General features: G+C 39.3%; 22 protein-coding genes. 2 read left to right on the top strand and 20 right to left on the bottom strand.

Features of this window, described 5'->3' with window-relative positions; all coding sequences use genetic code 11:
• The first annotated feature begins 234 nt into the window (after positions 1-234).
• Positions 235-1,413, top strand: a complete 1,179-nt coding sequence (locus tag J7Q84_RS12675) for a NupC/NupG family nucleoside CNT transporter (RefSeq protein ID WP_209094935.1) — start codon at positions 235-237, stop codon at positions 1,411-1,413.
• A 63-nt stretch (positions 1,414-1,476) separates the two neighbouring features.
• On the opposite strand, the gene J7Q84_RS12680 is transcribed toward J7Q84_RS12675, so the two are convergent.
• From J7Q84_RS12680 to J7Q84_RS12705, 6 genes are all read right to left on the bottom strand, one after another.
• A complete protein-coding gene (locus tag J7Q84_RS12680) occupies positions 1,477-2,133 on the bottom strand; it encodes an oxidoreductase (RefSeq protein ID WP_209094936.1) in 657 nt (218 codons plus the stop codon).
• A 248-nt stretch (positions 2,134-2,381) separates the two neighbouring features.
• Positions 2,382-3,176, bottom strand: coding sequence for an SDR family NAD(P)-dependent oxidoreductase (locus tag J7Q84_RS12685; RefSeq protein ID WP_209094937.1), 795 nt, complete (start codon positions 3,174-3,176; stop codon positions 2,382-2,384).
• A gap of 115 nt (positions 3,177-3,291) precedes the next feature.
• On the bottom strand, positions 3,292-3,741 hold the full coding sequence (locus J7Q84_RS12690; RefSeq protein ID WP_209094938.1) for an acyl-CoA thioesterase: 450 nt from the start codon (positions 3,739-3,741) through the stop codon (positions 3,292-3,294).
• A 63-nt stretch (positions 3,742-3,804) separates the two neighbouring features.
• Positions 3,805-4,566: a succinate dehydrogenase iron-sulfur subunit gene (sdhB, locus tag J7Q84_RS12695; RefSeq protein WP_209094939.1), complete on the bottom strand. Its 762-nt coding sequence runs from the start codon at positions 4,564-4,566 to the stop codon at positions 3,805-3,807.
• Positions 4,559-6,349 carry a succinate dehydrogenase flavoprotein subunit gene (sdhA, locus tag J7Q84_RS12700; RefSeq protein WP_209094940.1) on the bottom strand — a complete coding sequence of 597 codons (1,791 nt, stop codon included), beginning with the start codon at positions 6,347-6,349 and terminating at the stop codon, positions 4,559-4,561. Before sdhA ends, sdhB begins: the two co-directional genes overlap by 8 nt.
• Positions 6,350-6,362: 13 nt before the next feature.
• Positions 6,363-6,989, bottom strand: a complete 627-nt coding sequence (locus J7Q84_RS12705; RefSeq protein ID WP_209094941.1) for a succinate dehydrogenase cytochrome b558 subunit — start codon at positions 6,987-6,989, stop codon at positions 6,363-6,365.
• A gap of 321 nt (positions 6,990-7,310) precedes the next feature.
• Here J7Q84_RS12705 and J7Q84_RS12710 point away from each other — a divergent pair, with 321 nt between their 5' ends.
• Positions 7,311-7,766, top strand: a complete 456-nt coding sequence (locus J7Q84_RS12710) for a DUF2507 domain-containing protein (protein WP_209094942.1) — start codon at positions 7,311-7,313, stop codon at positions 7,764-7,766.
• A 137-nt stretch (positions 7,767-7,903) separates the two neighbouring features.
• On the opposite strand, the gene uvrC is transcribed toward J7Q84_RS12710, so the two are convergent.
• The 14 genes from uvrC to J7Q84_RS12780 all read right to left on the bottom strand — a co-directional run bounded on the left by uvrC (position 7,904) and on the right by J7Q84_RS12780 (position 22,353).
• A complete protein-coding gene (gene uvrC / locus J7Q84_RS12715) occupies positions 7,904-9,673 on the bottom strand; it encodes an excinuclease ABC subunit UvrC (protein WP_209094943.1) in 1,770 nt (589 codons plus the stop codon).
• A gap of 20 nt (positions 9,674-9,693) precedes the next feature.
• Positions 9,694-11,130, bottom strand: coding sequence for a hypothetical protein (locus tag J7Q84_RS12720; RefSeq protein ID WP_247739236.1), 1,437 nt, complete (start codon positions 11,128-11,130; stop codon positions 9,694-9,696).
• A gap of 150 nt (positions 11,131-11,280) precedes the next feature.
• The gene (locus tag J7Q84_RS12725; RefSeq protein WP_209094944.1) at positions 11,281-12,198 is read right to left on the bottom strand and encodes an FTR1 family iron permease; all 918 of its coding nucleotides are present in this window, start codon (positions 12,196-12,198) and stop codon (positions 11,281-11,283) included.
• A 23-nt stretch (positions 12,199-12,221) separates the two neighbouring features.
• Positions 12,222-12,980: a hypothetical protein gene (locus J7Q84_RS12730; protein WP_209094945.1), complete on the bottom strand. Its 759-nt coding sequence runs from the start codon at positions 12,978-12,980 to the stop codon at positions 12,222-12,224.
• A gap of 106 nt (positions 12,981-13,086) precedes the next feature.
• A complete protein-coding gene (locus J7Q84_RS12735; protein ID WP_209094946.1) occupies positions 13,087-13,848 on the bottom strand; it encodes a glycosyltransferase family 2 protein in 762 nt (253 codons plus the stop codon).
• Positions 13,845-15,305: an alkaline phosphatase family protein gene (locus J7Q84_RS12740; RefSeq protein WP_209094947.1), complete on the bottom strand. Its 1,461-nt coding sequence runs from the start codon at positions 15,303-15,305 to the stop codon at positions 13,845-13,847. The genes J7Q84_RS12735 and J7Q84_RS12740 overlap by 4 nt, the downstream gene beginning before the upstream one ends.
• The gene (locus J7Q84_RS12745) at positions 15,302-16,228 is read right to left on the bottom strand and encodes a lysylphosphatidylglycerol synthase transmembrane domain-containing protein (RefSeq protein WP_209094948.1); all 927 of its coding nucleotides are present in this window, start codon (positions 16,226-16,228) and stop codon (positions 15,302-15,304) included. Before J7Q84_RS12745 ends, J7Q84_RS12740 begins: the two co-directional genes overlap by 4 nt.
• Positions 16,194-17,141 (bottom strand): SDR family NAD(P)-dependent oxidoreductase, encoded by a 948-nt coding sequence (locus tag J7Q84_RS12750; protein ID WP_209094949.1) that lies wholly within the window; start codon positions 17,139-17,141, stop codon positions 16,194-16,196. The genes J7Q84_RS12745 and J7Q84_RS12750 overlap by 35 nt, the downstream gene beginning before the upstream one ends.
• 67 nt (positions 17,142-17,208) lie before the next feature.
• Entirely contained in the window at positions 17,209-18,390 is a 1,182-nt protein-coding gene (locus tag J7Q84_RS12755; RefSeq protein ID WP_209094950.1) for a hypothetical protein, read from the bottom strand.
• Positions 18,391-18,562: 172 nt separating this feature from the next.
• Positions 18,563-18,877, bottom strand: a complete 315-nt coding sequence (trxA, locus tag J7Q84_RS12760) for a thioredoxin (protein ID WP_209094951.1) — start codon at positions 18,875-18,877, stop codon at positions 18,563-18,565.
• A 219-nt stretch (positions 18,878-19,096) separates the two neighbouring features.
• Positions 19,097-20,074: an electron transfer flavoprotein subunit alpha/FixB family protein gene (locus J7Q84_RS12765; protein ID WP_209094952.1), complete on the bottom strand. Its 978-nt coding sequence runs from the start codon at positions 20,072-20,074 to the stop codon at positions 19,097-19,099.
• 45 nt (positions 20,075-20,119) lie between these two features.
• Complete coding sequence (locus tag J7Q84_RS12770) at positions 20,120-20,893, bottom strand: electron transfer flavoprotein subunit beta/FixA family protein (RefSeq protein WP_209094953.1); 774 nt, start codon at positions 20,891-20,893, stop codon at positions 20,120-20,122.
• 79 nt (positions 20,894-20,972) lie between these two features.
• Positions 20,973-21,746 (bottom strand): enoyl-CoA hydratase, encoded by a 774-nt coding sequence (locus tag J7Q84_RS12775; RefSeq protein ID WP_209094954.1) that lies wholly within the window; start codon positions 21,744-21,746, stop codon positions 20,973-20,975.
• 22 nt (positions 21,747-21,768) lie between these two features.
• Positions 21,769-22,353, bottom strand: coding sequence for a TetR/AcrR family transcriptional regulator (locus J7Q84_RS12780; protein ID WP_209094955.1), 585 nt, complete (start codon positions 22,351-22,353; stop codon positions 21,769-21,771).
• Positions 22,354-22,470 lie beyond the last annotated feature (117 nt).

Genomic DNA, 22,470 nt, shown 5'->3' on the forward strand with positions numbered 1-22,470 from the left:
TCCCCCAAGCTGTATATTTCTATATCATCTCTCCTGCTACTTTATGAGGTTATTCACCATAGTATAACTGCTTTTTCATCAAGATACCTGTCGCTAATTCTCCTTAGGCATGTTTCATAAAAATGATATTTTTTCATTACTTTACTGGTCAGTGAATATTCTTTTTCCTTTGAGAAACTATAACACTAGGAAAGCAATCTACATCTTTCACAATACAGGAGGTATTCTCCAATCATGAAATTTATTATTTTCATACTTGGATTAGTCGTGACATTCGCATTAGCACTTTTGGCAAGCAATGGAAGGCGAAAAATTAAATATATGCCAATTCTTATAATGCTGGTAGTACAGCTGATCCTAGCCTACCTACTTTTAAATACAGAACTTGGCCTGATTCTTATCACTGGAATTGCCAATGTGTTCGGCAAATTACTTGAGTATGCCGCTGCCGGTGTAGACTTCGTATTTGGCGGAGTTGAAAATGAAGGAGCTATGACATTTTTCTTACGTGTATTACTTCCTATCGTTTTTATCTCTGTCTTAATTGGTATTTTGCAGCACTTTAAAATTTTACCTCTCATTATTCGCTGGATTGGCTGGGTACTAAGCAAGGTTAATGGATTAGGTAAGTTAGAATCTTACAATGCAGTTGCGTCTGCAATTGTAGGGCAATCAGAAGTGTTTATCACTGTAAAAAAGCAATTGGGTCAAATTCCCAAACACCGTTTGTACACACTCTGCGCTTCTGCTATGTCGACAGTCTCAATGTCTATCGTAGGCGCCTACATGAGCATGATTGAGCCTAAATATGTAGTAACAGCGCTAGTTCTAAATTTATTCAGCGGCTTTATTATTGTCAATATCATTAACCCCTACTCAGTAACAGATGAAGAAGACATACTGGAAATACAAGAGGAAAAGCAAACTTTCTTTGAGATGCTGGGAGAATACATTATGGATGGGTTTCGCGTAGCCGTTGTAGTAGGCGCAATGCTCATCGGATTTGTGGCTTTAATTAGCGCTATCAATAATGTGTTTGACTTAATTTTCGGTATTACATTCCAGCAAGTACTGGGATATATCTTCTCTCCAATCGCTTTCATTATGGGTGTTCCAGCTGCTGAAATTGTTCCTGCTGGGAGTATCATGGCGACCAAACTAGTATCAAATGAATTTGTAGCTATGATAGATTTAGGAACAAGAGCTCAGGATATGTCTGCACGCACAGTCGGAATTATTTCTGTATTCCTTGTATCCTTTGCAAACTTTTCGTCTATCGGTATCATTTCAGGAGCAGTCAAAGGACTCAATGAGAAGCAAGGCAATGTTGTTGCTCAGTTTGGATTAAAGCTTCTGTATGGTGCAACTTTAGTAAGCATTTGGTCTGGAATTATTGTAAGTGTTATGCTGTAAACTCAGCATCACCTAAAGAGAGAGGATGTCTCATAATCTTTGAATGAGACATCCCTTTTTTAATCACTTCATCTCTTGAATACTGTCAGATTCATAAATGTGAATTCCCGGCTTATTCTGCAATGCTGTAACATACATGCCAAGCGCTACTTGCTTTCCATAAATAGCCTTATATTTCCGAAGTGGTCCTATAAATAAAAAAGAAAACAACCGTGCAGCTCCTTCACCCATTTTCTCCCCCATCCGAAACTCTTGCCGTTCTCCTAGCAACAGTGACGGACGAAAAATATGAATGCCGTTTATGTCAAGCTTTTGGAGATCGCGTTCCACTTCTCCTTTTACACGATTATAAAAAATATTAGACTTTTCGTTTGCTCCCATAGCTGTAACAGTGAGGAAGTTTTTAACTCCTTGCTTTTCAGCAAGCCGAGCTGCCTGTAATGTATAATGATAATCCACTGTTGTGAAGTTTTCTCTGCTCTTGGCCTTCTTGATTGTTGTTCCGAGACAGCTATACACATCATCAACTTTAAAATAAAACTCGCAGCTTTCTAATTGATCGAAGTTTATAATAACTTGCTCCAGCTTCTCATGCTGAAATGGCAGGTAATTACGAACCAACACTGTTACTCGTTCATATTCATTAGACTTCAGCAGTATTCCCACAACTTCCTGGCCAATTAACCCTGTAGCCCCTAGTACTACAGCATGTCGTTTCATTGTTATACCTCCTTTACAGCTTGCATGTTGTTTCTATTCATTTCTTGCAATGCAGGTGAACAATATCCCTGTGTCCTCTTCTCTTCAATATTTATTGTATATCCTACAATGCTTTTAAGTGCTGTAATGCTCTGCTACTCCTTAACCGGTACCTGTTATGCCAACCGTAAAATCTACCCATACGTAAATACAAAAACGAAAAACATTTAGTATTTCTCTGGCCATAGATTGCTTCCCTCTTTGTTCAATTAATTTTTTGTATCGATTTCCTCTTGTACGCTTCGTACGATAGAAGTAACTATTTTTCGAGGCATAAAACGGACAAAAGCTGCCGTTAAACGATTTTTCATACCTGAAATGACAACCGTTTTTCCATCCATGAATCCTTTATAGCCAATTTCTGCTACATCTTTTACATCCATTACACCGCTTTTAAATAATTTTGATTTCCCTAAATTTGCTCGACTTGAAAACTCTGTTTTTGTCGCTCCTGGGCAAAAAGCTGTGACAGTTACATTCGTACCCTTTAATTCGTTTTCTAATGCTTCTGTAAAAGATAAGACATATGACTTTGTCGCATAATAGACTGCCATTAAAGGACCCGGCTGAAATGCTGCTGTAGATGCGACATTTAACACACGGCCTTTATTTCGTTCCACCATATGCGGTAAAAATAGCTTTGTAAAATGGGTTACTGTTTTTATATTTAAATCGATCATATTTAATTCAGCGTTAATATCTGTATTCACAAACTCTCCGAATAATCCAAATCCCGCATTATTGACCAGATAGTCAATTGTAATTCCTTTTTTCTGTACTTCTTCATATATCTCTTTTACTGCCTCTTGATCTGAAATATCTTTCGAAATAATCGTTACATGAACATTGTATGCTTTTTCTATATTTTGTTTTAACTCAATCATTTTTTGTTCACTTCGGGCCACCAATACAAGGTTATAGCCATCCTTCGCAAAATGATAGGCTAGCTCTTTTCCAATTCCATCTGATGCACCTGTAATAAATGCAGTTTCATGATTTTTCATTTCAATCTCCCTTTCTTGATTATACGTTTAAACATTTAAACATATAATTGTTTGAGTACAATTTACTATACTCCGTATAAGAAGTCAACAAAAAAAGCCCTACATTGCGGGCTCCTTATTTTCCCAATAATTTTGTTTTCCATGCCTCTGGCCAAGACTCGCTCTTTCCTGTTGCTTTGGACGCTTGCACCATTGTACTGCGGCCAACAATGCATATTTCTTCCTTTTCATTTGTAATCATATAATGCAAATCGGCTGAGGAATTTCCGACAGCTTGCACCTTTACATACACTTTTAATTCTTCATCAAAATAAACCTGCTTTATATAATCACACTGTAAATTGGCAACAACGATCATCAGTTCAGCATTCTTTTTTGTCCACTCCTGCATAAAACCAAGTTCTTTAAAAAATTCAATACGCGCTTCTTCGAAATATGTAAACGGCACTTTATTATTTAAATGGCCGAACATATCTGTTTCAGAAAAACGAACCTTTGTCGGCATATAAAAAGAAAACTCCTGTGCCCAGCTAACAGCATCTTCAATATAGGAAACCTGTTTCATACCCTTTCTCTCCTTTTATATAGTGTAAAAATGGCCTCTTCCATTTGAAGAGGCCATTTGCTATTAATAGTTGTTATCGCTGCCAAAGAAGTCTTTAAACATTTGAATCGTTGTATCACGGTTCAATGCTGCGATGGAAGTTGTCAATGGAATACCCTTTGGACAAGACTGTACACAGTTTTGAGAGTTACCGCAGTTAGCAAGTCCTCCATCTCCCATAATAGTACGTAAACGCTCCGCTTTATGCATAGAACCTGTTGGATGCGCATTAAATAGACGTGCTTGAGACAGTGGAGCTGGTCCGATAAAATCAGATTTGCTGTTTACATTCGGACATGCTTCCAAGCAAACACCGCAAGTCATGCATTTTGATAATTCATATGCCCATTGACGCTTTTTCTCAGGCATTCTTGGTCCAGGACCTAAATCATACGTACCGTCTATTGGAACCCATGCTTTTACGCGCTTTAATGCGTTAAACATACGGCTGCGGTCGATTTGCAAATCACGAACAACCGGGAATGTTTTCATTGGCTGCAAACGAATTGGTTGTTCCAATTGATCGATAAGTGCTGTACAAGATTGGCGCGGTTTGCCGTTAATTATCATAGAGCATGCCCCGCATACCTCTTCTAAGCAGTTCATATCCCAAGAAATAGGTGTTGTTTCATTTCCATGTCTATCTACTGGATTACGACGAATCTCCATTAACGCAGAGATTACATTCATATTTGGGCGATACGGAATTTCAAACTCCTGTTCATAAGGAGCCGCATCCGGTGTATCTTGTCTTGTAATAAGTAGGCGGACTGTTTTCTCAGACATGTTGCTTATCCCCCTTCTTCCCCTCTGTTTCTGCTTTCTTCTTAGAAGAGTAGTCACGCTTACGAGGCGCGATTAGAGAAGTATCTACTTCTTCGTAATGGAATACAGGAACTTTTTGTTCTGCATTGAATTTTGCCATAGTTGTTTTTAAGAAATTGTCATCATCACGATCTGGGAATTCAGGCTTATAGTGAGCTCCGCGGCTTTCGTTACGGTTATAAGCGCCCAATGTAATAACACGTGCTAAATGAAGCATATTTTCCAGCTGACGAGTAAAGGCAGCCCCTTGGTTGCTCCATTTCGCTGTATCATTGATGTTAATGCGCTCATAGCGCTCAAGCAGCTCTTGAATTTTTGCATCTGTCTGAAGCAGTTTATCGTTATAGCGAACTACTGTAACGTTATCTGTCATCCATTCTCCCAGCTCTTTATGAAGCACATACGCATTTTCATTTCCGTTCATGCTGATAATCTTATTGAATCTTTCCATTTCGATAATTTCATTATCTTCATATAGTGAAGAATTCATTGCGTCAGCAGATTTATCAATGCCCTTAATGTACTCTATTGCCTTTGGTCCAGCTACCATTCCGCCGTAGATTGCAGACAGTAAAGAGTTTGCTCCTAAACGGTTTGCTCCGTGCATAGAGTAATCACACTCACCAGCCGCAAACAGCCCTGGAATGTTTGTCATTTGATCATAATCTACCCATAGTCCACCCATAGAATAGTGTACTGCCGGGAAGATTTTCATAGGTACTTTACGCGGGTCATCACCCATGAATTTCTCATAGATTTCAATGATTCCGCCAAGCTTAATATCAAGCTCTTTTGGATCTTTATGAGATAAGTCAAGGTATACCATGTTTTCGCCGTTAATACCTAATTTTTCGTCAACGCACACATGGAAGATCTCACGAGTTGCAATATCACGTGGCACAAGATTTCCATACGCAGGATATTTTTCCTCTAAGAAATACCAAGGCTTACCATCTTTATATGTCCAAACGCGGCCGCCTTCTCCGCGTGCTGATTCACTCATTAAGCGAAGCTTGTCATCACCAGGAATAGCCGTCGGATGAATTTGGATAAACTCCCCGTTAGCATAGTATGCACCTTGGCGATATACAGCTGCCGCTGCTGAACCTGTATTGATAACAGAGTTCGTAGACTTACCGAAGATGATACCAGGTCCTCCTGTTGCCATAATAACTGCCTCTGCAGGGAAGCTCTTAATTTCCATAGAAGTTAAGTTTTGCGCTACAATCCCGCGGCATACGCCTTCATCATCTACTATAACTCTTAAAAACTCCCAGCCTTCAAACTTTGTAACAAGTCCAGCTACTTCATGACGACGTACTTGCTCGTCTAACGCATATAAAAGCTGTTGTCCTGTTGTTGCACCTGCAAATGCCGTTCTATGATGCTGTGTTCCTCCAAAACGTCGGAAGTCTAGTAGCCCTTCTTCTGTACGGTTGAACATAACCCCCATACGGTCCATTAAGTGAATAATGCCAGGTGCTGCATCACACATTGCTTTAATTGGCGGTTGGTTTGCTAGAAAATCGCCACCATAAACTGTATCGTCAAAATGCTCCCAAGGCGAATCTCCTTCACCCTTTGTATTCACGGCACCGTTGATCCCGCCCTGCGCACATACAGAGTGAGAACGTTTCACTGGTACTAATGAAAACAATTCGACGTTAACTCCTGCCTCTGCTGCCTTAATTGTTGCCATTAAGCCGGCTAATCCGCCGCCTACTACGATTACTTTCCCTTTCATTGTCTCTCACTCCTTACATATTTGCTAGCTGCGGGTCAACGAATGCGAACAATGTACGAATTGCCATAATGGCTAAAAGGAAGAATACAATCATTGTTGCATATGTTGAAATGCGTTGTGAACGCGGTGTTACAGTAATACCCCAGCTGATAAAGAACGACCATAATCCATTAGCAAAGTGGAAGATGGTAGATACAACCCCAACAGTATAGAACACGAACATTCCAGGATTGCTTAAAATACTTTCCATCATTTCATAGTCTACCTCTTGACCCATAGCTGCCTGAATGCGGGTTTGCCAAACGTGCCAAGAAACGAATACTAATGTTATAATGCCTGTTAAGCGTTGCAAATAGAACATCCAGTTACGGAAATAACTATAGGAAGTTACATTGTTTTTTGCAGTAAATGCAATGTACAACCCATATACCGCATGGTATAGCAGTGGTAAAAAGATAATAAAGATTTCTAGCGCATAGCGAAATGGAAGATTCGCCATAACTCCAGCAGCTTTGTTAAATGATTCTGCTCCTTTTGTCGCAAACTGATTCACGATCAAATGCTGCGTTAGAAAAATTCCGACTGGAATTACACCCAATAGAGAGTGTAATTTTCGATTGGCAAATTCACGACCGTTCATACTCCCTTGTACCCCCTTAGAAATTCACTGCAAGGTCATAAAATTATTACTTTCTAACTATAATTTTTTCCTTTTCCACACATTGAGTAAAAAATGAAAAAAGAATTCGCAATATTTAAGCGATAATTTATGACACATCCATTCTACTCCTATTGTAGCAGAAGCGTCAAGAAAACGGATACAGAATCTTGTCATAAAACCAAAAGAAATTGTTGGCATTTGCCGAATTTTAATTATTCATTTTATCTTCCCAAGAAATAGAAGTGTTACTTTCCCTCAAATGTTATATAATAACCTCATACAGAAAGAGGGGAAAATCGTGTGACTAGTAAAATAATTGAAGCTGAGAGTTTACAACATATACAAATTAATGCGTTTGCATACGAGCTTCTTCGAGAAGAGGTGCTCCCTGATTTAATGGGAAAAGAACTCCCTCGTATTTTATACTGGGCAGGTAAAAATATAGCCCGTAACCATCCGCTCAAATCTATGGATCAAGTTTCTGAGTTTTTCATACAAGCCGGTTGGGGAGAACTGACTATCTTAGAACAAAATCGGCATGCCATGATGCTGCAGCTTACGAGTCCGCTTATTAAAGAACGCTATCGAACCCGCACACGGCAAGCTAATACAACATATCAATTAGAAGCAGGATTTATTGCGCAGCAAATTCAGCAAATGCAAGGCATCGTTACCGAAGCTTATGAAGAACAGAAAAAACGTGCAGACAGTGTCCATTTTATTGTAAAGTGGGACCATAAGGATAAGATAGAATAAGAAAAAGGAGCACCAGCTGATGCTCCTTTTTCTTATTCTTCCAACTACATGTGTAAGGCTCTCACCTTCAAGGCTCTTTCTTCACTCACTTCTATTCCCGCGTGTCTCATAATCTTTCCCTGTCGTTGCAGCCTCTTCTACTTCATTTTTTCATATACTTTTTCCGCCACATTACGTGGCAAACCTGCTTCTACAAACTCATCTACAGAAGCTTCTCTCATTCTTTTAACAGAACCAAAGTGCTTAAGTAATGCTTTCTTGCGTTTTTCTCCAATTCCCGGAATATCATCAAGCATGGATTGAAACGCAGATTTCCCGTGAATTTGGCGGTGAAATGTAATCGCAAATCGATGCACTTCATCTTGTATACGCTGGAGCAAATAGAACTCTTGACTGTTTCTATCCAATTCGATCAATTGCGGCGGATTACCAAGTAACAGCTGGGAGGTTCTATGCTTTTCGTCTTTTACCAGCCCTCCAACAGGAATATACAGACCCAGTTCATTTTCCAGTACATCTGAAGCAACTGCCATTTGCCCCTTTCCCCCATCTATAATAATTAAATCCGGGAGCGGCAAGCCTTCCTTCAATACACGTGAATAACGCCGACGTACCACCTCACGCATGGATTCATAATCATCTGGGCCTTGAACTGTTTTAATTTTATATTTTCGATATTCTTTTTTCTCCGGCTTTCCATCAACAAACACGATCATAGCGGAAACTGGACTCGTTCCTTGAATATTAGAATTATCGAATGCCTCAATACGGAGAGGGGGATTGATACCTGCTTGTATTCCTAAGTTTTCTACTGCTTTAATGGTACGTTCTTCATCGCGCTCGATTAACAAGAATTTCTCTGTTAATGCAATGGTTGCATTCTTGCAAGCAAGGTCTACGAGCTCCTTCTTCTTTCCACGCTTTGGCTGTGTCACCTCTACTTCCAGTAATCGTTTAAGCAACTCTTGATCAATCTGATTAGGAAGAACGATTTCTTTCGGTTTAAAATGATTATCTTGCGCATAAAACTGGCCGATAAATGTCAAAAACTCTTCTTCTGGTTCATCATAAATCGGAAACATGGAAACATCACGTTCAATCAACTTACCTTGACGCACAAAAAAAACTTGGACGCACATCCAGCCTTTATCTACTGCATATCCAAACACATCTCGATCAACCAAGTCGTTCATAATCATTTTTTGTTTTTGCATGAGAGCATCCATGTATGCAATCTGGTCACGCAGTTCCTTTGCCCGTTCAAATTCCAGCTTTTCTGCTGCTTCCAGCATTCTTTCTTCTAACTCTTTCCGGATATCTCCATGACCTCCATTTAAAAAGCGGATGATTTGGTCTACAATGTCCTTATTCTGTTCATCCGTCACTTCTTTTACACAAGGGGCCAAGCACTGTCCCATATGATAATACAAACACACCTTATCCGGCATATTTGTGCATTTTCGCAGCGGATACATACGATCGAGCAACTTCTTCGTTTCGCTGGCTGCTTGTGCATTCGGATACGGACCAAAATATTTGCCCTTGTCTTTTTTTACTGTTCTTGTAATAAGGAGACGTGGCTGCTTCTCCCCTGTAATCTTAATAAAGGGGTAGCTTTTATCATCCTTTAAAGCAATGTTATATTTCGGGTCATATTTTTTGATTAAGTTCAACTCTAAAATAAGAGCCTCTAAATCAGAAGATGTGACGATATATTCAAAATCCTCAATTTCATTCACGAGCCGATATGTCTTTCCATCATGCGTGCCTGTAAAGTACGAACGAACACGATTTTTCAACACTTTAGCTTTCCCCACATAAATAACTGTACCGTGACGATCCTTCATTAAATAGCAGCCCGGCTGATCTGGCAAAATGGCCAATTTCTCTCGCAAATGTTCATGCATTCTTTTTCCTCCTCCCTCAGTTAGTCAATCCATTTATACAAAATAATATCGTTATAGACCGGATCAAATATTTCATTTGAATGAAAGCGCGCCTCTTCTTCAAGGTGACCTGATACCTCAATTCCCTGACGGCGAAATCCGTCTACTAAGTGATTTGTAACGTATATTGTATCATTAGTATGATATTTTTTGTCTTGTAAAAAATAGTCATATTTATAAAATCGTTTATGTTCATATGGTACGTGCAAGTACTCCATCACGCGTGTTTCTTCCCATGTATAGACAATAAATTCTCCCTCTTGCTTCTTCAAATATTGTGCTAATTGATATATTGCAGGATTTTCAATCGCTTGTTCCTTCATAAGCGAAATGCTCGTAAAAAGCTGAGCCATTGCCAAGCCAACGAATAGTATTCGTGTGCCCTTTCTATTTTTGGATAAAAAAACAATAAGGGAAAAAAGGAGCAGCATGACAATTGGAAAAGAGTGACGAGGCTTATCAATGTTTTGGGCAAGCAGATTCCAAACAAAATAAACCAAAAGCAGCAGTACAACTAACCAATGCTCTATCAAGTACTGTCTTAATGAAAACCTCCGCCAATATAACAGGAACGAAGTCAAGCCTATTACTGCGAGCCAAACTGATTGAACAAACATCCCCGTCCAGCCTATATTATGAACTACCAAACGGTACAATCGCCCATACAAAGGTTCTTTCGTCTGAGTAATCGCACCACCCCATTCTGTAAAATGCCCTTGAAGAAATCCATAGGAAAGCTTAAGAAAACCGACCAGCCCCCCTTCAGAAAATATAAGAGCCCCAAGCCATACACATTGAAGCAACAAGGCCAGTACAATGAATGCAATAAGGCGGGATGCCTTTTTATATCGTTTCCAATCTTGCCTCCACAGTATCAGAAGTGCTATACCAAATGGAGCATATGAGAGGCGAATTCCCATCAAGACGGCAAATAGAACTAGCGGCAGTATTTTCATAGTAGTTTCTTTTCTATGTAAAGCGAGAAAGAGGCTCCAAATATACCACCATAATACACCGAGCGCTGCTCCTTCTGACATTGGTTGCATTGTTAGTATCGATAAATAGCCGTTTGTCTGCATGACAAGCACGACTATGCTGGCTGAAATTCGACTTACATGCTGCCGTGCTAATAAATACATGGGGATAGAAGCAGAGGCAACTACGATACCATTAAAGACGGCAAGTGCTTGTGTTGGATTGTGTATAAATACATGAACAAGCATACCGCCCAAAATAAAAAACGGATAACCTGGAAAATGAGGCTGCATCGCCAGTAAATCGTAACGATGAAGAGCGAGGGCGAAATCCACTTCATCCCATGTTGCTGCAAAAGGGCTCGTATATCGAAAGCGGAAATAAAAAAGAACTGCTAATAATGCTATAACTCCAGTTACAATAAAAGAATGTTTGCGTACCATATGATCCTCTCCTGCTCTAAAGCCGAAAAAAGTACAAGGTCATGGACCTTGTACTTTTCATCCCGCATGCACCCTCACACGTCTGTGAAGGGACAACTGCTCGTAACAGCGAATCATCCATACAGGATTCGTGAATGTCACTTCACTTTATCAGCTTACGCGATTATTTACTTTTGCTTCTTTTCTCGATACCGTTTCTTTTTTCCTAGGAGACTTCTTTCCTGTAACAAGAAGAAACACTACTATAAAATACCCCAGGTAAGCAACAACCTCTTCAATAGAGGGCATAGATGAATACCCCAAAAAGGCTTTTAAGAAAATACCTATATCCCCTGAAAGAAGCGGAGCTGTACCATGATCACGCAAATAATGATCATAATCAATCGGATGCTCTGGAAGCAGCCATGTAATATCATATACATGAGGTATAATGCTCCCTAATATTTTCAAGTCCTGCAGCATGGCAATTCCTTGTACAAAAAGCCCTGCAGCAATTAGAACAATAAGCGCTCCTGTCACTTTAAAGAACGTTTTGAGTGAAATACGCATCGATCCTTTAAAAAACAAATAGCCTACTACAAAGGCAACAAGACAGCCTGAAATTGCTCCCCAGCCTTCTAAAGCTTTTCCGATGTTGCCTCCTGTAATGGCGGCGAAAAAAAACACGGTTTCTACTCCTTCACGAACCACTACCAGGAAGGAATGGATAACTAAACCAATTATATTTCCTGTCGTAATATAATGGCTCATTTTTCCTTCAACATTGGATTTAATGTTTTTGCTGTGTTCTGCCATCCAAAAGACCATTTGAGTGAGGAGAATAGCAGATATAAAGATAATAGATATCTTCAAATACATTTCGCTTCCCATGGCTGCAAAGCCAGTAAACACCACTTGGAACAAGAGGGCAACAAGGTAGCTGGCGGCAACAGCCAATCCTGCCCCAATATACACATATTTTACAAATTTCTTATTATCTGTGCGCTGCAAGTACGTCGTAATGATACCAACAACAAGCAATGCTTCCAATACTTCGCGAAATGTAATCAGAAATGCTTGTAATTGCATTTCCTTCCCCTCCCCAAACTATGTTATCTTCTTCTGCGAGCTGCATATACAATCCCAATAATGAGTACTCCGGCAATAATTAGAATCGGCAGCCAATTTTTGACCTTGCTTATATCTGTCCACTCTGTATTCTTTCCAGCATTCTCACTTGTTTTTGTATTTTCCTTCTCTTTGAAGTGCCCCACCTTGAATTCCTCTATTTTAAACTCTTTTTGCAACGAATCTACAATAAACTTTTTACTTTGCTTAAATGTCTCATAATCGGCTTCTTTTTGCCCTACTCCGAACAATCCGGGATTTCCAAGTGATTCTAGCGCCTTGTTAAATTCATTCGTCATTTGTGTATCAAGTTCTTTATCTTTCTCCGCTACTATCGGTGAAAGAGCTTGATAGGTAGCAAACGCTTTCGCAAGCAGACGCTTGCTTACATCGTAATCTTTAAAATTTTCATCTACATTTGTTAAACGACGATGTATGTTTAGCGCCAATGTTCTTTGCATGTCGTCAATCACTTGTTCTTTATCTTTCTTTTCAAAGCTTTGCATAATTGCTTTAGATGGTTCTGCCCCCATATGCATATCGATTTCTTCTTGAACTGTTACATAAATTTCCTTTGCTGCTGTAAAATTCGGAGGATTTTCATCTAGTTTGATGACCATTTCTTTATATGCCTCTGCAATCTTTTCTTCATTCGGATCTCCATATGAATATGCAAAAGCGCTTGTATGTATAGAGAATATTGCAACCACGAGCACTATAAATAATAATAAATTTTTTTTCATTAAATTCCCTCCTGTTTACAATGATAATGATTATCAGTTTCGAAGTCAATAAAAATTATGAAGAAATAGCAAACTAGAGCTGCTTTATACAAAAAGAAATGCCTTTTTACGAGCATTTCTTTTTTTGTATATCACTAGACATGGCGTGTGCATGCTTATTGATAGCTGCCTTTTTTACCGGACGTCCCATCTCTTTCATAATAGCCGGTAATACGGATGTCATATACTTACGAAATTTAATAAAGGATTTTCCAGTTGTTCTCACCTTGTAAGTGATAGGTATTTCTTTAACACGAAATCCCTTGCGCACGAGGTTTAACGTTAATACTTGCGCATAGTTATAATCATGAATAATTTCTGCATGTTCCATAGCCTGGCGAGAAAAGGCTCTCATGCCGGATTGTCCATCATAAATCCATTTCCTAAGCAATATCGACTGCAATAATGTGAAACAATAGTTTCCGAGACGGCGGTGCAGCTTCATTCCCTGTATAGTGCCTAAAAAACGAGACCCCATTGTATAGTCAGCTTCTCCGTAAAACAAGGGTTCCAGCACATTCGGAATTTCATCAGCTGGATATTCATTATCCGCATCGAGCATAACAGCAATATCTGCACCCATCTTATAGCATTCCTCCAAGCCTCTGCGAACGGCAGCTCCAAGCCCTCCATTTCTTTCAAGGGATACGACATAATCCGCACCAGCTTCCTTAGACACCTCCACTGTCCTATCGGTAGACCCATCATCAATGACAAGAACCTCTACAAATACACGCGGATGAAACTCTCTTGGAATATTGCGAATCACGTCACCAATAGCTTGCTCTTCATTATAAGCAGGTAAAAATACGACTACATGTTGTTTCATTTACTGCTCTCCTCCATTGCCTCCATTAAAACAGGGCCGCGGCTATGAGACGGGTACGGAGCCCCTAATAAATACGAAAGAGTTGGCGCCATTGAAACTAAGCTGTGTTTCGTCTCGACGATCTCACCTTTTTTTATAGAAGGACCATACATAAAGAATGGCACAATGCGCTCTCCTTCATCCAGGTGTCCGTGACCTCCGATACCGTCTGCTTGACCGTGATCGGCGCAAATAATGAAAGTAGCGTTCTCAGCTTGTCCTCTTGTTTGTAAATATTCAATAAATGATTGGACATGCTTGTCCGCTTCTTGTATTTTTTGAATATACTCGTCATATAATACACCGCGGCTATGACCTGTTTGGTCAGTAGATATTAACTGTACAATAAATAAATCTGGATTTTGTTCATCCATAATCTGTCTTGCTTTTTCCATGATTTTAAAGTCGACCACATCATTTTTCATAACAGCCGTAAACGTTTCCACATCTGTACCAAATGAATCAACTAAATGTGCGACAGCAAGCATCTTCCCCTTTTTCCCTATTTTGCGCAAAGAATCAAAAATACTTTCCGTCCTTACCCCCAGCTTCCATACCATATTCGACTTAATGCCATGTTCAAATGGATACGTACCAGTAAACATAGATGAAAAGCATACAACTGTCCGTGCAGGATATACAGTTTCCATTTTTGTGAATTCAGTTCCATTTTTACGCAAATAGTCTAAATAGGGCGTATGTGCTTCTTCAAAGCGATCTTTTCGCATCCCGTCAATAACTATAACAATAACTTTTTCATTAATTGCTTTTTTTGGCACTTCTATATTGCTTGTATATGTTTCAATCGGCTTTGGCTTCCAATCAAAAAGATTGCGGTGAAGTATCATAGTATATATAAAAATTCCTGCATAAAATATGAGCAGCATCGTCCAATTGACTTTATCTAAGCTACCGGTATCCAAATAATAGTTCCATACCGAAAGAATGAGCAGAAATTTCGGAAGCTGCTCCTGTGCATTACCGCTTGTAGAGTCGCTGTTTTTCAAGACGAGCTTCCAAAAGCGTGTAAAGTTCAGCCATGACGTTCCAATACGCAGATGATAATACAATGTTCCCCAAAAAAAGACGGTAAAAAAGAAATATAGCCCTAACGCAAATAATAATAAAGAAACATTAACTGTCTGAAATACTATTAAATATACAACAAACGGCAACCATAAGTAATTCCGTAAAAACAGCGGATAATCATATAAATAATAGACCGCTAATAAAGGTAACACGAGCATAAAACTTATAAAACATGCGCTCCAAAAACTCCCTTCCCCAAAGTGAGAAATATGAAATAACAAAAAGGTCCCTACTACAAAAATCGGAGTAAACGGCTTTCCCTCATTTAATAAATTCCAGCAGCGTGCTGCTATCTTTTCAAACTTTGAAGCTTTTTTTACTTCTGTCACTTCCCCTTCTCCCCCTTCTTTCTTAAAAATGTTGTTAGTTTTATAGGATACAGGAGCATCAGAATGATGCCTGCTCCGTAGGAAAATAGAAATTTAAAGCCATGACTGACCACCGCAAAGGCATAAGCATCAGTCAATGGCAGTCCGACTGCTTGCAGGGCAAATGTCATGACTGCTTCATACGTACCGATACCTCCTGGCGTCAACTGAAACAATTGTCCGGCAATGGTTACACTATTAACCCAAATCGCATCTAAAAATGAAAAAGAGGGAGAGTGTACCACCCCATAAATAACAAATGCTTCCATCCCCCAACTTGCTGCAATCAGTAAGAATATAGCAACCCCTTTTTTCCCTCGTAACGCATGCTTCAGCTGATTTAGCTGTCCCTTCATAAAGCTTGGAAATAATTTGTGTCCAAATATGAACAACCCCAATCCGCCAACACCGCCAAGCACGAGAATGGGGATATTAAAAGACAGGTTTCCAAATAAAATAAGTAGCCCAGTTCCAGCAAACAATCCTAGTATAAGCAAATCTAACATCCTCATGGCGATGACCGACTGTGCCGCTTCTCCTACTGATACTTCTTTTTCTTTCGTTATAACCGCAACCCGAACGGCATCTCCAATTTTTAAAGGTGTGATGTGATTGACAAACAGGCTATAAAATAAACCGTACAAGCTTTGTTGTATGGAGATTCTGTTCAGTAAATACAGCCGCCAAGCATACGCGCGAAGCAAAAAAGCACATCCATACGCAAAAACCAGCCAAACAAACAAAAATGGCCGTTGCAAAAAAGAAAGCAGCTGCTCATATAATGCTGCTCCCTTCATTGCATGAACAGATAAAACTAAAAAAAGCAACAGAAGAATAATACCTGCCGTTTTAAATAAGCTGCGGATGTTTTTTTGCCCAAGCAACAGTGCGCTCCAACCCTTCTTCAAAAGCTATATTTGGCTTAAAGCCCAGCTTTGTTTTTGCTTTTGTAATATCGGCCCAAGTTGAGGTAGCATCTCCTTTTTGACTCCCTCCCCAGTTCACCTGCATAGAAGGAAAGTGCCGTACAAGTTCCCCTAATACATCCGTCATCAATATGGGAGAATTGGAGCCAATATTATAAACATCGCTGTCTTTAGCATACAGTGCAAGAACGATTCCTTGTACAATATCATCCACATATGTATAATCTCGGCCTGTCCCCTTGCCGTATACTGTAATAGAATCCTTGTTCAACAGCTTACGAATAAAGCTCGCCATTGCCATATCTGGCCTTCCCCACGTTCCATATACAGTAAAAAAACGTAAAATAGTTGTTTGAAATCCATACATATGTTCATAAGCATGAACAAGTGCTTCCGCTCCGAATTTTGAAGCTGCATATGGTGAAAGCACTTTTCCATCAGCCATATGTTCAGCAAGCGGTTGGTTTTGTCTTTCACCGTATACAGAGGAGGATGAGGAAAATAAAACATGTGCCACTTGTTCCTCACCTGCACATGCTAACACATTGCTTAGCCCTTTCATATTGACATCAATGTACAACTCAGGCTTTTGAAGAGAGGTTCTTACTCCTGCCACTGCTGCCAAATGGACAATAGCATCCGGCTTTTCTTTCTCTATGACTTTCTTTACATCCAGTTTTTGTAAAATATCACATTCATAAAACGAAGCAAATCCTGCCTGCTCAATTTGTTGTAAATGATACAGCTTGCGTGATTTTAGATAATAGTCATGGAAGTTATCAAGCAAGGTAACTTGATGACCATCTTTGAGCAGGCGAATAGCAAGGTGGCTACCTATAAATCCGGCTCCCCCTGTAATCATTATCTTCATAAATGATCCTCCCATTCCTAAAAAGAAGAAACCTTGTCATCAACAAGGTTTTCTTCTTTTCTAACATTTATTTTGCTGCTTCAATTGCCTTATTTAGTACTTCTTCAATATTTTTCATATGCTGCTCTGCTTTTTCTTTATCTTTTGCCTTCGCTGCATCTAAATACACTTGGGCTGTTTGTACTAACGCTTGCGTTTCCTGCTCACCGATTACTGTCTTTAAATCATTTTCAATCATGTTAATGAATAATGCACCTTCAAGTGCCGTAATCACGCCTTTATCTTCACCGAAATCTTCCATGCTTTCTTCATACTCATGAAGTGCCACTTTTGCAAATCCACGAACGAATGCTTTATTAACAGCTGCTGCATCGAGTGCTTTCACATCTGTTTGAAGATCAAATTGTGTTAAGATGAAGCCCGCTTCTTCACTTGCGTTCTTGTTCAAATACGGATACACAGTTTGGTAGAATGCCCACCCTTCAGCTTGTTCCACCTTTGCTTCTTTTTCGTCTGTTTTTGCAGCAGCTGCAGCTTTTGTAGCATACCCATTTGGAAGCGCTCCTGTTGCAAAATAGAATGTCTTCATTAACGTTTTATCTACTACTTGCTTACCAAGAGCAAATGCAAGTTGATCACCTGTCTCAATCGCAGCTTTTATTTCATTGAAGCCGCCTTCAATTGCATCGGCCATATTCGTACCATAAGCAGTATCACGCTTACCAACAGTACCTTCAATTGCTTTATAGAAATTCAAAGCTTCTTCATATTCTTCTAGGACTTCTTCTTTATCGCCCCAGTTTTCATTGATTTCAGTGAATTCATGACGAATAGTTTGGAAGAACTCTTTTTGCATCAATTTATCAAATACTTGTTTAACAATCATTGGTTCCATTTCTTTGTTTTTCCCTGCTTCTAATGCAGCTGTAATCGTTTGATCGATTTGCTCGCTGAATTCTCCATCACGCTTTTGAACCAATGCTTGCAATTTGTCATTATATAATTTTGTTACAAATTCAAAATCTACCTCTTGCCCTTCTTTCGCTTTCTCAAGCTCAACAATTGCATCTTTATATGCTTGTACAACTTCTTCCTCTGTTACCTTTGCTTCTTCTTTTTCTTTTGCTTCTGCTTTAGAAGGTTCTTTTGTTTTCTTTGCTTCTGTATCTGTTTTTTCTTCTTTTGCGCATCCTGTAAATACAAGTGATGCAGCTAATACTGCAGATAGTGCTTTCCATTTGAAAGACATACTCCCGTTCCCCCTAAACCTCTTAATGACAATGATTTTCATTCTAAGCAAGTTTATTATATGTGAGAATAATTATCAATGTCAACCCTTTTTTCAAGAACATTTTTTTGGTGAATTGCGTTGCTTAAAAACAGCAAAAACCGCCCGGATATTGTCCAGACGGTTTCATTTCTTATAAATGCTTGGAAACTAGTGCTTCTAACGCTTCCTTTGGTTGGTATCCCAACGTTTTTTCAACCACTTGCCCATCTTTTAATACAAACAATGCTGGAATGCTCATTACCTCGAACTTAATTGCTGTTTCTTGGTTTTCATCAACGTCAACCTTAACAACTTTTACTTTTTCGCCCATTTCAGCATCTAGTTCTTCTAGTACAGGAGCAATCATCTTACAAGGGCCGCACCAAGGTGCCCAAAAATCAACTAACACAACACCACTATTAGTTTCTTCTGCGAATGTTTGATTTGTTGCATTTACAATAGCCATTTATTTTTCCTCCTTAATATTCCATTTAAAATACCCTATAACAGAGTATATCATTATCAAGATTGTCTTGCGAATAATATGTATCGTTATGTATTTTACGTTATTTTGTTGGGATTATACAGCAAGAGCATTGTGACAGAAAATACTAAAAAGCGAGAAGCAGGGGACTTCTCGCTTTTATTAAATAGGGATAGTATTACAGGAACAATTATATTGCTATTAAGAATGAACTTTTAACTTCTTGAATTCTTCAGTTAATAAAGGTATTACTTCAAATAAATCGCCTACAATCCCGTAGTCTGCAACCTTGAAGATATTAGCTTCAGGATCTTTATTAATAGCTACGATTACTTTAGAGTTGGACATACCTGCTAAGTGCTGGATTGCTCCAGAAATACCACATGCAATGTAAAGATCTGGAGTTACTACTTTACCTGTTTGTCCGATTTGCAGAGAATAATCACAATAGTCTGCATCGCATGCACCACGGGATGCGCCTACAGCTCCGCCTAATACGTCTGCAAGCTCTTGTAAAGGCTTGAAGCCTTCTTCACTCTTCACACCGCGTCCGCCCGCAATGATAACCTTAGCTTCAGATAAATCTACACCTTGAGCTGTTTTGCGAACAACGTCTTTAATAATTGTACGTAAATCTTTGATTTCAACTGATAAAGAAGCTACTTCACCTGTGCGAGCTGCATCTTTTTCAAGTGGTGCGATGTTGTTTGGACGCACCGTCGCAAAGATTAAACCGTCTGTTACAATTTTTCTTTCAAACGCCTTACCAGAGTAGATAGGACGAGTGAATACGATGTTTCCACCTGCTACTTCCAATGCTGTTACGTCAGAGATTAATCCTGCATCTAATTTAGCTGCAAGCTTTGGAGATAAATCTTTTCCTAATGCAGTGTGACCCATTACAAGGCCTTCTGGCTTTTCAGCATCCACTGCTACAAGTACTGCTTGAGCATACCCGTCAGAAGTATACGCATTTAACTTTTCATCTTCCACTGTTACAACGCGATCTGCACCGTAATTGATTAATTCATTTGCTAAAGAAGCTACTCCTTGTCCAACTAAAAGACCTACCACTTCTCCGCCTTCTGCAATTGTTTTTGCAGCTGCAATCGCCTCAAAAGAAACGTTTCTTAAAGATCCGTCACGTACTTCTCCTAATACCAATACTTTACGAGCCATTCGTTTCCCCTCCGATATATGCTGTTTCGTTTTTTAGATCGTCATTTAGATTACTTTCGCTTCTGTGTGCAATAAAGAAACAAGCTCTTTTACTTGATCTTGAAGCTCACCTTGCAATACTTTTCCTGCTTCTTTTTTAGGAGGCAGGTAAATTTCGATTGTTTTTGTTTTTGCTTCAACATCATCTTCTTCTAAATCTAAATCATCTAGCTCCACTTCATCTAATGGCTTTTTCTTCGCCTTCATAATTCCTGGTAAAGAAGGATAGCGAGGTTCATTTAATCCTTGCTGTGCTGTAACAAGAAGAGGCAATGAAGTTTCAATTACTTCTGTATCTCCTTCTACATCACGCTCAATCTTCACGTCTTTTCCGTTGATTTCGAGCTTCGTGATTGTAGTTACGTAAGGAATGCCTAAAGCTTCAGCAACACGAGGGCCTACTTGACCAGAGCCTCCGTCAATTGCCACGTTTCCAGCTAAAATTAAATCTACATCTTTCTCTTTCAAGTATTCAGTCAGTACTTTTGCTGTTGTATATTGGTCGCCGTTTTCAACATCGTCTTCGATATTGATTAACACAGCTTTGTCACAGCCCATTGCCAATGCTGTACGCAGTTCTTTTTCAGAATCTTCACCGCCGACAGTCACAACCGTTACTTCGCCTCCTTGTGCATCACGCACTTGGATTGCTTCTTCAATTGCGTACTCATCATAAGGGTTGATGATGAATTCAGCTTCTCCATCATAAATTGCGCCGTTTTTAATTACGATTTTTTCTTCTGTGTCGAATGTTCTTTTCAATAGTACATAGATATTCATCGTATTCCCTCCTAAAGTTAAAAACATTAAGTTAATTAGAAGTATTCAGTTAATTATTTTCAAAAAATAATGATTTACATTATTTTCCGCTGAAAACCGGCTTTCGTTTTTCAAAGAATGCCTTGACGCCTTCACGGCCGTCTTCTGTAACGAAAACTTCCCCGAACAGCTCGGCTTCTCGCTCCACGCCTTCATAGTACTCGGACGTTTTTGTTGTCTGCAATAACTCTAGCGCTGCTCGAACAGAAACAGGACTTTTACCCGCTGCTTTCTTTGCAAGGGTCATCGCTTCTTCTAATAACACTTCTTCTGCAACAGCCTTATTGGCAAGACCCCATTGCACCGCTTCTTGACCAGTAATCGGTTCAGCAGTAAGCAACAGTTCGCAAGCCTTCGCTTTCCCTACATAACGAGCCAAGCGCTGTGTACCTGCAAACCCAGGGATTAATCCCAAGTTTAATTCTGGTAAGCCAAGCTTTGCATTTTCTGTTACGATACGCATATGACAAGCCATCGCAAACTCCAGACCTCCACCTAAAGCTGCTCCGTGGATCGCTGCAATAATCGGCTTTGGAAACTTTTCCATGCGCTCAAACACAACTTGTCCGGTACGAGCGAGGCTGGATGCCTGTTTTGCATCTTGAACGGAAGTAAATTCGCGGATATCAGCTCCTGCTGAGAAAAAACGCCCCTCTCCATGCACTACTACCGCACGAATCGCATTATTTTTCTCTACTTCCTCCAATAAATTAGAAAGCTCGTGAAACACTTGAGAAGATACTGCATTTGCAGGTTGGTGATTCACCGTGATAATACCTACGTTTTCTTCAATCGCTAATGACAGAAAATTCATCTACTCTTCCTCCTCTTTGCTTTCACTTTGCGCTGCATGCACCGACTAAAAGCTGTTGAACCGCTTCAGAAAGAGCAACCAAATTGTATTTGTGATCATTCATCACCCAGTTTGTCACTACTTCATCAATCGTTCCAAATATCATTTGTCTGGTGACGCGAATATCTAAGTCTTTTCGAAATTCTCCGGTTTCCACACCGACTTTCAACATTTCATCAATCACTTGCAAATATCCCTTTAAAACTTCATTGATTTTAAAGCGCAGCTCTTTATTAGACTGTCTTAATTCAAGCTGCGTAACAATCGCAAGATGCTGATCTTCATAAAGCCATTGTAAATGTGTTTCTACCAACATTATTAATTTCGACACAGCGCTTTCAATTCCTGCTGTTTTATTACGAATTTTGTCAGTAAATTCTCCCATTTTTTCTTCAAATAAAGATATTAGGATATCTTCTTTATTTTTAAAATATAAATAAATGGTACCATCTGCTACTCCCGCCTGTTTGGCAATTTTGGAGACTTGCGCTTGATGATAGCCATTTTCTGCAATAACAATAACCGCCGCATCAATAATCTGTTTATATTTCGGTTTATGTTTCTTCATGAATATTATCCCCTTCATCATGAATGACTGTTCATTCACAGTATAATAATACTGATAATTTTAAAAATTGTCAATAATAAGAAACACATTTATAGTATAATACAAAAATATATTTTT

This window comes from Bacillus sp. 165 (genome assembly GCF_017742235.1).
In the GTDB taxonomy this organism is placed as follows: domain Bacteria; phylum Bacillota; class Bacilli; order Bacillales; family Bacillaceae_G; genus JAGHKQ01.